At 65.0% G+C, this 11,884-nt stretch carries 12 protein-coding genes and 2 pseudogenes; 10 read left to right on the top strand and 4 right to left on the bottom strand.

Annotated features, from left to right (window positions below):
- Positions 1–50: 50 nt before the first annotated feature.
- From XI08_RS37150 to XI08_RS46475, 5 genes and pseudogenes are all read left to right on the top strand, one after another.
- The gene (locus XI08_RS37150; RefSeq protein WP_271578217.1) at positions 51–233 is read left to right on the top strand and encodes a hypothetical protein; all 183 of its coding nucleotides are present in this window, start codon (positions 51–53) and stop codon (positions 231–233) included.
- Positions 234–572: 339 nt separating this feature from the next.
- Positions 573–1,784, top strand: coding sequence for an OpgC domain-containing protein (locus tag XI08_RS37145; protein WP_271578216.1), 1,212 nt, complete (start codon positions 573–575; stop codon positions 1,782–1,784).
- A gap of 53 nt (positions 1,785–1,837) precedes the next feature.
- A complete protein-coding gene (locus tag XI08_RS37140) occupies positions 1,838–2,326 on the top strand; it encodes a DUF2059 domain-containing protein (RefSeq protein WP_271578215.1) in 489 nt (162 codons plus the stop codon).
- Between the two features lie 107 nt (positions 2,327–2,433).
- A pseudogene (locus XI08_RS46480) lies at positions 2,434–3,580 on the top strand (AMP-binding protein); the annotation flags it as partial.
- Positions 3,569–4,096, top strand: a complete 528-nt coding sequence (locus XI08_RS46475; RefSeq protein WP_442869901.1) for an AMP-binding enzyme — start codon at positions 3,569–3,571, stop codon at positions 4,094–4,096. The pseudogene XI08_RS46480 and the gene XI08_RS46475, both read left to right, overlap by 12 nt.
- A 66-nt stretch (positions 4,097–4,162) precedes the next feature.
- On the opposite strand, the gene XI08_RS37130 is transcribed toward XI08_RS46475, so the two are convergent.
- On the bottom strand, positions 4,163–5,113 hold the full coding sequence (locus XI08_RS37130; RefSeq protein WP_271578214.1) for a helix-turn-helix transcriptional regulator: 951 nt from the start codon (positions 5,111–5,113) through the stop codon (positions 4,163–4,165).
- A gap of 455 nt (positions 5,114–5,568) precedes the next feature.
- Between XI08_RS37130 and XI08_RS37125 the strand changes: the two genes are divergently transcribed.
- From XI08_RS37125 to XI08_RS37115, 3 genes are all read left to right on the top strand, one after another.
- On the top strand, positions 5,569–6,372 hold the full coding sequence (locus XI08_RS37125) for an MBL fold metallo-hydrolase (protein WP_271578213.1): 804 nt from the start codon (positions 5,569–5,571) through the stop codon (positions 6,370–6,372).
- Positions 6,373–6,530: 158 nt separating this feature from the next.
- On the top strand, positions 6,531–7,547 hold the full coding sequence (locus XI08_RS37120; RefSeq protein WP_271578212.1) for an alpha/beta fold hydrolase: 1,017 nt from the start codon (positions 6,531–6,533) through the stop codon (positions 7,545–7,547).
- Positions 7,548–7,562: 15 nt separating this feature from the next.
- A complete protein-coding gene (locus tag XI08_RS37115) occupies positions 7,563–8,510 on the top strand; it encodes a fatty acid desaturase (RefSeq protein WP_271578211.1) in 948 nt (315 codons plus the stop codon).
- Positions 8,511–8,566: 56 nt separating this feature from the next.
- Here the strand turns inward: XI08_RS37115 and XI08_RS37110 are convergent, their stop codons facing one another.
- Positions 8,567–8,800 carry a hypothetical protein gene (locus XI08_RS37110; RefSeq protein WP_027543365.1) on the bottom strand — a complete coding sequence of 78 codons (234 nt, stop codon included), beginning with the start codon at positions 8,798–8,800 and terminating at the stop codon, positions 8,567–8,569.
- A gap of 137 nt (positions 8,801–8,937) precedes the next feature.
- The gene (locus tag XI08_RS37105; RefSeq protein WP_271578210.1) at positions 8,938–9,918 is read right to left on the bottom strand and encodes a helix-turn-helix transcriptional regulator; all 981 of its coding nucleotides are present in this window, start codon (positions 9,916–9,918) and stop codon (positions 8,938–8,940) included.
- 87 nt (positions 9,919–10,005) lie between these two features.
- Here XI08_RS37105 and XI08_RS37100 point away from each other — a divergent pair.
- Both XI08_RS37100 and XI08_RS37095 read left to right on the top strand, forming a co-directional pair.
- Positions 10,006–10,649, top strand: a pseudogene (locus XI08_RS37100) (glutathione S-transferase family protein).
- A gap of 17 nt (positions 10,650–10,666) precedes the next feature.
- Positions 10,667–11,092 carry a DUF6157 family protein gene (locus XI08_RS37095; RefSeq protein WP_271578209.1) on the top strand — a complete coding sequence of 142 codons (426 nt, stop codon included), beginning with the start codon at positions 10,667–10,669 and terminating at the stop codon, positions 11,090–11,092.
- Here XI08_RS37095 and XI08_RS37090 read toward each other — a convergent pair whose 3' ends face one another.
- Positions 11,093–11,878 (bottom strand): enoyl-CoA hydratase/isomerase family protein, encoded by a 786-nt coding sequence (locus tag XI08_RS37090; protein WP_271578208.1) that lies wholly within the window; start codon positions 11,876–11,878, stop codon positions 11,093–11,095.
- Between the last annotated feature and the right edge of the window lie 6 nt (positions 11,879–11,884).

The following is an 11,884-nucleotide window of genomic DNA, read 5'->3' as shown; positions in this document are numbered from 1 at the left end:
GGCTCGCGCGCGCAGCTGGAAGGAACGGATCATTTTCGTGCGACAGGCCCATGACGGGGCGCGGCTGCGAAGCCGTGGTGACGCCGCCCGCGGGCGAAGAGAATAAGGCCGCGATCCTTGCCGCCCTCCGCGCGGCGATCGCGATCGCATCCGACAGCGGCGCACTGCCGCTGAAGCAGAAGGCCGAGGCGATGCTGAACGGGATGCTCGCCCGGGGCGACGAACTCACCTGATCTTGCTGTTCAACCGCCCGGCGTGCGATCGTACCGTCGGTGGCGATTGTCGGGCCCGATATGCCGTCTTTATTTATTAGATAAAACAAAGACTTAGATCGCCGCTTCTACTGTGCATGGGGTTGTTTTCGAAGTTTTTGTGAGCCGGCCGCCGCTTCGGCGCGGCCCGGCGGCGGTCACCACCGCCCGTCATGACGAAGTCTCTTGCGCGGGCATCTGGGTCGGCTACCGTTGGCAGTCAGCTAGCCGCAGGGCCAGGTGATCTTTTGATGCAGATTTTTTAGCATTCCATTTTGCCGGCGCCGCCATGGCGCGACGCCCACCGGAAGAGGCGGGGCCATGATCACACGAGACCAGTCGGCACTCCTGGCGCCGGTCGAGCGCGACCTGCGGCTCGATCTGTTCCGCGGCATCGGGCTGTGGATGATCTTCCTCGACCACATCCCGCACGACGTCGTGGCCTGGCTGACGCTGCGCAACTACGGCTTCAGCGACGCCGCCGAGTTCTTCGTCTTCATTTCCGGCTACCTCGTCGGCTGGATCTACGGGCCGATCATCGCGGGCGGCTGGTTTCTCGCCGCGCTCAAGCGGTTGTGGCGGCGCGCCGCCGAGATGTACGTCGCCCACATCATGCTGTTCCTGCTGTTCACGGCGCAGATCGCGCGCACCGCGCGCCGCTTCGACAATCCGATGTACGAGCACGAGTTCAACGTGTTCAATTTCCTGTCGCATCCGGACGAGCTGATCGGGCAGGCGATCCTGCTGAAATACAAGCCGGTCAATCTCGACGTGCTGCCGCTCTACATCGCGCTGGTGTTCGCCGCGCCCTTCATCGTCTGGTGCCTGGTGCGGCGGCCGAACCTGACGCTTGCGGCGTCCGTGGTGCTCTATGTGCTGTCGCGCTGGTTCGACTGGAACATCGCCTCCTATCCGCCTGGCACGAAATGGTACTTCAACCCGTTCTGCTGGCAGCTGATGTTCGTGTTCGCGGCCTGGTGCGGCATCGGCCAGATCGGGACGATCGCGAAATGGGTGTGGTCGAAGGCGGCGATGACGCTCGCGGCGGCCTGGCTCGTCTTCGCGCTCCTGATCGTGATGACCTGGCACGTGCCCGCGCTCGAGGCCCTGATCCCGAAATGGATGATCAAGGCGATCTACCCGATCGACAAGACTGATCTCGACATGCTGCGCTTCACGCATTTCATGGCGCTGGCGATCTGGGTCACCTATTTCATCTCGCGCAAATGGCGGTTGCTGTACAGACCCTGGCTGCGCCCCGTCATCCTCTGCGGCCAGCATTCGCTGCCGATCTTCTGCTTGGGGGTGTTCCTGTCGTTCTCCGCGCACTGGATCCTGACGCAATACACCAAGGGCGTCTGGGAGCAGCTCGCCGTCTCGGTCGCCGGCATCGTCATCATGATCGGCGCCGCCTGGCTGCTCGGTCGTACCGAGCGGGTGCCGAACCTGTTCGTGAAGGTGACGGAGGTCGAGGATCCCGAGCCCGAAGTCGAAGGCGCTCCGGCTACGGCCGCCACGCCCGCGAGCCGTTGAAAGCATCGTGGCGCCAGTCCGCCATCTCACGGAGAGATCCAACGGAGAGGTTCATGTCCAGACGTTTGTTGACGATCGCCGGCGCTCTCCTGTTCCTGGTCTGCGGCGCCTTCGCACAGGCACCGTCGCCGGAGGCGATGAATGCGGCGCGCAAGCTGGTGGTCACGTTGAAGATCGCGGATCAATACCGCGTATTGCTGCCGCAGCTCCTGCTCAAGCTCAGGCCCGTGGTCGCCCAGGACAGGCCGGAGATCGAGCGTGACTATGATACGCTGACGGCGCCTGGCTCCGAGATCTACGCTCCGTTCGTCACCTCGATGATCGATCAGATCGCGGCTCTCTACGCCGCCAGCTTCACCGTCGATGAGCTGCGGCAGATCGAGGCGTTCTACGCCCAGCCGGCGGGACGGAAGTTTCTGGAGAAGTCGGATGCGCTGGCGCAGGCGAGCACGCAGATCGGCCAGGACGTCAGCCAGAAGGCGGCCGACGAGCTGAAGCAGCGCCTGATCGAGGCGCTGCGGCAGAAGGGGCACAAGCTCTAAGCGAAAAACAGCACAAGGCCACGAGCGGCTAAGGTCCGGTGCGAGCTTCACCCCCAGGCTGCGCACGTCGGAGATGAACATCACGATCGCCGCCAGGTTCTTGCGTCATGACGCCGGCCGCATGGAATTTGACGGAGCCGACAGCGCCGACTACGCTTCGCGCAAATTGCAAATCTTGGGGAATGGAAATGTCCGGCGACATCGCAGCCACCATCTCGAAAGCGCGCGAGCATTCCATTGGCGATCTCCTGCGCCGTTCGGCAGGGCGTGAGCCGAACAAGCTCGCAGTGAGCTGCGGCAGCGTGAGCTGGACCTTTGCCGAGATGGACGCGATCTGCAACCGGCTCGGTCGCGGCCTGCTCGGTCTCGGCGTCAAGAAGGGCGATCGCCTCGCCGTGCTCTCGCGCAACTCGCACGCCTTTGCCGCACTCCGCTTCGCGGTGGCGCGAATCGGCGCGGTCTTGGTGCCGATCAACTTCATGCTCAATCCGGACGAGATCAATTTCATCCTGAAGAGCTCCGGCGCAAAGCTGCTCGCGACCGGACCTGATTTCGTCGAGCCCGCGCGTGCCGCCTCGGCCAGGGACTGTGCGGTCGAGAAGATGATCTGGCTGCCGGGCGAGGATCCCGCCACCGCGCCGGCCGGCCTCACCACTTTCGACGATCTGCTTCATGCCGACGGCGCGTTCCTGGAGGCGTCGGTCGACAGCCGTGACCTCGCGCAGATCGTCTACACCAGCGGTACGGAGTCGCTGCCCAAGGGCGCGATGCTGACCCATGAAGCGGTGATGTGGCAGTATGTCAGCTGCATCATCGACGGTGGCATGAGCCTGGACGACAAGTTCCTGCATGCGCTGCCGCTCTATCATTGCGCCCAGCTCGACGTGTTCCTGGGGCCGCAAGTCTATCTCGGCGCCTCCGGCGTGATCACGGGCAAGCCGACCGCCGACAACATCCTGGCGCTGATCCAGGCCCACGGGATCACGTCCTTCTTCGCGCCGCCGACGATCTGGATCGCGATGCTGCGCTCGCCCAATTTCGACAAGACCGATCTGTCGACCCTTGGTGGAAGTCCTGCTGGAGCTGCAGCGCCGTCTGCCCGCCGTAAAATTCTGGAATTTCTACGGCCAGACCGAAATCGCGCCGCTCGCGACCGTGCTGCGCCCCGAGGACCAGCTGCGCAAGGCCGGCTCCGCCGGCAAGCCGGTGCTGAACGTCGAGACGCGCGTGGTCGATACGGCGATGGAAGATGTGAAGATCGGCGAGGTCGGCGAGATCGTGCACCGCTCGCCGCATCTGCTCTCCGGCTATTACAACGATCCCGTCAAGACCGCGGCGGCGTTCTCCGGCGGCTGGTTTCACTCCGGCGATCTCGCCACCGTCGACGAAGAGGGCCACATCACCGTGGTCGACCGCGTCAAGGACATGATCAAGACCGGCGGCGAGAATGTCGCGAGCCGCGAGGTCGAGGAGATGGTCTACCGCATCCCGGCGGTGTCCGAGGTTGCCGTCGTCGGGCTGCCCGATCCGCGCTGGATCGAGGCGGTCACCGCGATCGTCGTGGTCAAGAGCGGCGAGAAGCTCGACGAGGAGTCCGTGATCAAGCACTGCGCCGCCCAGATGGCGCATTTCAAGGTGCCCAAGCGGGTCATCTTCGTCGACGCGCTGCCCAAGAACCCGAGCGGCAAGCTGCTCAAGCGCGAGCTGCGCCAGCGCTTCGTCGGCGGCGAGACGCTCGACAAGGCGATCCAGAAGAATTTCGGGACGTGAGGGCGGGCGAAGTGGTGACGCCCCGGCTCGGCTCGAGCAGTCGTCGCGGCAGCACCGCGGCGGCGTCTAGCCGACGTCGCCGGCCAGCTTCCTGACATCGTCCGGTGTCCGTCCGAAGCGGCGGCGAAACGCGCGATGGAAGTAGGAGACGTCGTGAAATCCGGCAAGATGCGCGATCTCGATGATCTTGCGCGTGCGCAAATTTGGATTTCGAAGCAGCCGCTCGGCGCGCAGCAATCGCTGCTCCAGCACGAATCCGCTGTAGGTGATGCCGGCCTGCTCGAACAGCAACTGGATCGTGCGCGGGCTGACCCGGTGCGCGGCTGCAAGATCGGTGAGCGACAGCGCGGAGTTGCCCAGCTGCATCAGGATGTCGGATTTGAGGGTTTCGAGACGCGCCGCCGCCAGGCCACGCATGCGCGCTTCCTCGGCGACATCGCCGCGCGCTCCGATCATCAGCACGGCGAGGTCGAACAAATGCTGAGAGACGGCGTCGAGCTCCGCGGGCGCGAGCTTGTCGGCATAGGCATGCGCGAGATCGTAATATCGCAGGTACATCGACGTGATCGGATTGGCGCCGGGGATCGACTGCGCGATCAGGTCTTCGGCATTCGGGCACGCGCGCAGCAGCGCCTTGCGCGGCAGCAGCGCGGTCTGGAAATTTCCGTAGGCCGTCTGGGTGATGTGGGCGCCCTTGATCGAGGGATCGCCGATCGTGATGTCGCCCGCGGCGATCTCCAGCGGGCGTTTTCCCATGGCCCCGCTCAACGCCGAATTGGGCGACATCGTGATCACCAATTCGTCGTTCGTCCCCAGTGACACGAAAGACAGCGGCGTGCCGAACGAGGCCGAGAGTCTGAGGCGTGGAAGAATGGCCGGCGCAATGGTCCGGTGAACACGCCCTTCCCCGACCGGCACGAAATCGACATTCGCCACCTGGCGGCAAAACTGCTCGCGCCATCTTTCATAGGCCTGGCCGTTCGGGTCGCCATCGAACGAGAGTTGAGGCTGGGTCATCGATCGAGAAGGAAAAGTTCGTTGCGATATGTCGCAGGTTGTATCTTCGGACCGATGCGCCGCAAGCGGCAAAAGCGCCGGATTGCGGGATAAGCCACTCGCGATGACGCGTTGAGACCGCGACCAGGTGCCGCAGCCTGGCATGCCCGGATCGCAAAAGCAGTTGGCGCCGTGGCGTCCGTCCGGCGGCTGGCCTCGATACTTCTTCACCGCAGCCCCGAACGCGAGCCACAGCGCCGTCGAAGCGAGGCCGAATCCGCCGAGCATAGGGAAGGTCGGGCCGTAGCCGATCCACTCCGCGATCCAGCCGCCAAGCGCAAAACTGATCGTGATGGCCGGCCAATTGCGCCGGCGTGGACCAGAACGTAGCCTGCGTTGACAACGTTGGTTTCTCCCCTCTTGCCCCGTAGGGCGATGTCACGTCCCTCCGTCCCGGCCTCTTTCGGATCCTGGCCATGCCCCTCTGGACCTGCGAAACCTGCGGCGCGCAATTCCCGGCCAGCGGCGATCCGCCCGTGTCCTGTCCGGTCTGCGAGGACGAACGGCAATTCGTCGGCTGGAAAGGGCAAACCTTCCTCACCCGCGAGGTGTTGGCGGAACGCCACCGCATCGTCTGGCGCGACGATCTCGGCCTGACCGGCCTTGCACTCGAGCCGAGCTTCGCCATCGGTCAGCGCGCCTTGCTCGTGCCGCTCGCAGACGGCTGCGTGATGTGGGACTGCGTGCCGCTGGCAACGCCGGAGGCGATCGCGCATGTGCGCTCGCTCGGCGGACTGAAGGCGATCGCGATCTCGCATCCGCATTATTATGGCGCGCTCGCCGACTGGAGCGAGGCTTTCGGCGGTATCCCGGTTTATCTGCACGCGGATGACCGCGAATGGGTGACGCGACCGCACGCGTCGATCGTGCACTGGACCGGCGACAGCCATCGCATCTCCGACGACGTGGTGCTGCTGCGCAGCGGCGGCCATTTCGCCGGTGCGACCATGCTGCACTGGCGGCAGGGTGCGGACGGCAAGGGGGCGCTGCTCACCGGCGACATCGCGCAGGTGACGATGGACCGCCGCTTCGTCAGCTTCATGTACTCCTATCCGAACTACATGCCGCTCAATGCCGCCGCGGTGCGGCGGATCGCCGGCGTTGTCGAGCCGTTCGCCTTCGACCGCATCTATGGCGCCTGGTGGGGGCGCAACATCGCCACGGGGGCCAAGGCCGCATTCGCGGCGTCTGTCGCGCGCTATCTGGCAGCCATCGCCTGAGCCGGCAAGCCAACCAGATTTATCTTGCCGCCCGCTAATATATGTACTATTTGTACAGTTATTAAGCGTGGCGCAACGATGCGTGAACGGCTCGGCATGATCGATGCATCGCCATTTCAGCGGCGCGTTCTGCGGCCGCGTGAGCGGGAGTTCGTCCCATGACGGCGCAGCGCGACTACGAGATCTTCGAGGCCGGCGACGTCACGCTCCAGTCCGGAGCCATCTTCCCCTCGATGAAGCTCGCCTACAAGACGTACGGCGCCCTGAGCCCGGCCAAAGACAACGTCATCCTCTACCCGACCTCGTTCAGCGCGCAGCATTACGATACCGAATGGCTGATCGGGCCCGGCGGCGTGCTCGATCCCGAACGCTACTTCGTCATCGTCCCGAATCTGTTCGGCAACGGCCTGTCGTCCTCGCCCTCGAACACGGCTGGCCCGTTCCCTGAGCTGACCTATCACGACGCGATCGCGGTCCAGCACCGGCTCCTCACCGGGCGCTTCGGCATCTCGAAGCTCGCGCTGGTCTATGGCTGGTCGATGGGCGGCATGCAGGCCTATCACTGGGCCGCCTCTCATCCCGAGATGGTCGAGCGCGCCGCGGTGGTCTGCGGCAGTGCGCGCTGCGCGCCTTATAATTATGTCTTCCTGGAAGGCGTGAAGGCCGCGCTATCAGGCGATCCCGCCTTCCGTGATGGCCGTTTCGTCGAGAAGCCCACGGTCGGCTATCGGGCCATGGGGCGCGTCTATGCCGGCTGGGCGATGTCGCACGGCTTCTATCGCGACGAGCTCTGGCGCGAGGCCGGTTTCAGCTCGCTCGAGGACTATCTCGTCCGTGGGTGGGACGCAACGTTCGCGCGGCGCGATGCCGACGACCTGCTGGCGCAGATCGGCATCTGGCAGCGCGGCGATATCAGCCGCTGCGGCGCATTCGGCGGCAATCTCGATCGGGCGCTCGCCGCGATCAAAGCGCACATGCTGCTGATGCCGGGCGCCACCGATCGCTATTTCGACGTCCGCGACAACGAAGACGAGCTCGGCCGGCTGGCCAACGCAAAATCGGCGGTGCTGCATCCGATCCCGTCGCTGCACGGCCATCGCGCCGGCAACCCCGTGAACAATCCACCCGACCAGGCCTTCCTCAAGGCCGAGATCGCAGATCTCCTCAGCAAGTAAGACAGGCATCCGATCATGACTGACGCAACCGTTTCAGAGCCGGGCCACCGCCTGAAGCCGCTCACGCCGGCGATGCTGCGTGAATTGTCGGTGCGCTCCAATCTCAGGGGGGCCGCGAAAAGCCTCAGCCATTATGGCCTGGTCGTGCTGGTCGGCGCGCTGGTCTGGAAGGTCTCTTCGGCCTGGGGGGTGTTATGGGCGCTGCCGCTGATGGCGGTGCAGGGCTATTTCGTCGCCTTCCTGTTCATGGCGTTGCACGAGACGGCGCACAAGACCGCGTTCAGGAGCCGTGGCCTCAACCTTGCGGTCGGCTATCCCTCGGCCTTCATCATCGGACAGCCTTACGAATATTACTGCCTGTTTCACTGGGACCATCACCGCTACACCCAGGATCCGGACAAGGACCCGGAGCTGATTGTCGGCGTGAAGCCGAAATCCGACACGCAGCTGGCGCTCGCCTATAGCGGCCTGCTCCAGGTCGCCGGCCGTCTCCGGCTGATGTTCGGCCATGCCGTCACCGGCAAGGTCACGGTGCCCTGGATTCCCGAAAACAAGCGCGCCACCATCGTGCGCGAGGCGCGCGCCTATGCTGCGCTCTATGCGCTGCTGCTTGCGCTCTCGCTGTGGTTCTCCTCAGCGCTGCTGCTCTGGGTCTGGATCGTGCCGCTTGTCATCGGGCAGTTCTTCCTGCGGCCCTATCTCTATGCCGAGCACACCGGCTGCGACCGCACCCGCAGCGCCTTCCAGAACACGCGCACCACCTACACCGCCGCGATCGTCAAATGGTTCGCGTGGAATATGCCCTACCATGTCGAGCATCACGCCTATCCCTCGATACCCTTCCACGCTTTGCCGAAGCTGAACGAGATCGTCGACGGCGAGATCGTCCATCGCGGCCGCGGCTACATCGCGACGACCCGCGAGACCTGGGCCTGGTTTCGCCGGCAGCGGCAGGCCGGCTAGGCAAATGCAAAACCCCGATCGCGGAGCGATCGGGGCTTTGTCGACGGCGCGAAGTATCAGTAGATGCCGTAGGCGCAGACATTCACGACGCGAACGCGCAGGCCGTGGCGGGTCTGGACGACGCGCTCCTGGTAGCAGTTGTTGACGCCGGTGTTGACGTAGATTCCGCCGAAGCCCCAGCCGGGACCCCAGTGATGGTGGAAGCCGTGGGCCGAAGCGGCGGTGGGGGCGAGGGCCGCAACGCCGAGCGAGCCGGCAGCGATCAGACCGAGTGCAAGCTTACGAAACATCTTCATTCTCCAGTATGGCGCGAGGCCGTTGTTGTGTCCCTGCATCTCCGTCGGGTCGAAATGCGAATGCGTTCACGGCGCCGGCCGAGAATCGTGTTTCAGGATTGTTTCGTCGGCTGCGGCGCGTTGCGCCGCTGTCATGCTTTCCGCGCCGCGTGATAGCGCGCGGCCATTGCCTGCGTCAGCTCGGCCATTGTCTCGCGGAGATCGGCGGGCTCCAGCACCTCGGCCTCGGGACCGAGCCGCAGCAATTCGGCCGCGGCGTGCCATGACGTCTTGCCGGTCGGCACTCTGGCGATGCGCCAGCCGTCCGCATCGGCGGCGTCTTCGATCTGCGTGCGTGCCCTGACGTAAGGCTGGCTCAGCGCGTCGAGCATTTTCACGCCGAACGGCGATAGCCGCACGATCGCGACATTCGGATGCATCTCGGCCTCGAGGCGCAGCGTCGCGGCCTGCCAATAGGCGGCGAGATCGAAATCGGCGGGACGATCGAAGCGGTCGTCGAGCGCCGTGCAATCGAGCACGCGCGCGACGCGATAGGTGCGCACGCTGCCGTCGACCTGCCCTGCGAGATACCAGCTGCCGCCCTTCAGCACGAGGCCGAGCGGCGCCACGCGGCGCTGCTTCTCGGCGCGCCAGCTCTGGTAGCGGATCTTGATCAGCGTCCCGCGCAGGGCCGCACCGGCAATGGCGCGCAGGTGCTTTGGCTCCTCCGCCTCGCCGAACCAGCCGGGGGCGTCGAGGTGAAAACGCTCCTGCATCCGCCCGGCGTCCTCGCGCAGATTGGCGGGCAGCGCCGCCATCAGCTTGTTCTGCGCGGCGATCATCGCTGCATCCAGCCCGAGCGCTGCCGCCGGCCCCGGCAACCCGGTCAGGAACAGCGCTTCCGCCTCGTTCTGAGACAGGCCGTTCAGCCGCACGCGATAGCCGCCGAGCAGGCGATAGCCGCCCTCCGCGCCGCGGTCGGCATAGACAGGGACGCCTGATGCCGCGAGTGCGTCGATGTCGCGATAGATCGTGCGCACCGACACCTCGCAGGCCTCCGCGAGCTCGGGCGCGGTGATTTGCCCCCTGGCCTGGAGGGTGGTGAGGATCGACAGCATCCGGCTCGCGCGCATGATCCCTTAAACCATACCTGACACAGAATGTCAGGTATGGATCGCTAAAAGGTGCGCACCGCCAGACGGCGCCCGAGGAGACCTGCCATGACCGATCCGAACCGCATCACGCTGTATTATTCGCCGCAAAGCCGCGCCACCGGCACGCGGGTGCTGCTGGAGGAACTGGGGGCTCCCTACGATCTCCATGTCCTCAACATGAAGGCCGGCGAGCAGCGGCAGGGCGCCTATCTCGCGATCAACCCGCTCGGCAAGGTGCCGGCGATCCGCCATCGCGATGCGCTGGTGACCGAACAGGTCGCGATCACCATCTATCTCGCCGACTTGTTTCCGCAGGCGGGATTGACGCCCGCGCTGAACGATCCGCTGCGCGGCCCCTATCTGCGCTGGATCGCCTATTACGGCGCATCGTTCGAGCCGCGCTGATCGACAAGTTCATGCAGCGCGAGCCGGCGCCGATTACGCAATCGCCCTATGCCGATTACGACACCATGTTGGGTGCGCTCGAGGCGCAACTGTCGAAGGGGCCGTATCTGCTCGGCGAGCGCATGACCGCCGCGGATGTCCTGTGGGGCGTCGCGTTCAGCTGGACGATGATGTTCGGTATCGTGCCGAAAAAAGATGTATTCGTTCGCTATGCCGAGCGCATGACCTCGCGGCCCGCGTTTGAGCGCATCAATGCGGCGGATGAGGAGATGGCATCGCAGCATGCGGCGGCTGTTGGTGGTTGAATGATCCGGGGTTGCAGATGATACACACGACCAACTGCTTCAACACCTTCATCCGGGTTGCTGAAGACTGTCCCGCGCGTGCTGGCGAGGAGCCGCCGCTCCGCGGGGGAAAGCAGACGGTGGCGTGCCTGCAATACGAGATGATCGCCAAGGCGCCCTACAAATACACGTCCGACGACGTGATCTTCGCGACGTCTGCGCCGGGACGCGAACTCGATGTGAAGGCAACGAAGACGGACAAGCGTGCGGCCCGTGAAGCGTTCTTCTCCCGGGGGCAGGCGTGCATGAGGGCGTCGAGCCTCGGCAAGCGCTTTGGCTGGGGCGTTCATGCCGACAGTGAGGGCCGGATCGCGATTTACGCCGTCGACAGCAAACGCTACCAGGCGCTGGTCCGCGATCCCAAGCTCACGCAGGTGCGCGCGATGCGGTCGAAGCGGGCGTGATCAGAATTTTGGCGCCCGCTTCTCTGCGAACGCCTTGATGCCTTCCTTGATCTCGTCGCCGCGCATGCTGTCGCGGTGGCGCTGGTCGGCAGCTTGTTCGTCCAATTCGCCGCGGGCGAACTCGTTGATGGCGCGCTTCATGCCGCGCATCGCTTGTGGCGCGTTGCCGGCGAGGACGCCGGCGAGCTTGTCGACCTCCTCGTCCAGGAATTCCACCGGCACCATGGCGGTGAGATAGCCGATGCGCAGCATCTCCGGCGCGCTGATCTTCTGCGCGGTCAGGAACAGCCTCTTGGCATTGTCGACGCCGAGCCGCGTCACGTAGCGTTTGATGCCGCTCCTGTAATAGTGCAGCCCGAGCCGCGCCGCCGGCATGAACATCTCGGCGGTGTCGACGCCGATGCGGAAATCGCAGGCGAGCGCGAGGTCGGTCGAGCCGCCATAGACGCCGCCATTGAGCCGGCAGATCGTCGGCACGCCGAGATCCTCCAGCCGGTTGACGACCGCCTCGAAGGCGGAGCCCGCGCTCTGCTGCTCGTTTGCGCTCACCGCGCGCTCGGCGACCGAATTCAGATCATAGCCCGCCGAGAAGGCGCGCCCGGTGCCGGTCAGCACTAGCACGCGGATCGCGGGATCAGCCTCGATCCGGTCGAACAGTTTGACGAGCTCGCCGAGGTCTTCCGCCTGGAGCCGGTTGAGATGCTTGGGACGGTTGAGGCGGATGGTGGCGCGCGCGCCGTCGATGTCGAGCACGGGGCCGCTGGCCGCCTCGGCGGTATCGGACATTCTTGT

Source organism: Bradyrhizobium sp. CCBAU 11361 (assembly GCF_028128935.1).
Classification (GTDB): Bacteria; Pseudomonadota; Alphaproteobacteria; order Rhizobiales; family Xanthobacteraceae; genus Bradyrhizobium; species Bradyrhizobium niftali.
The sequence above is the reverse complement of the archived record's forward strand: the minus strand, read 5'-3'. Positions and strand labels throughout refer to the sequence as shown.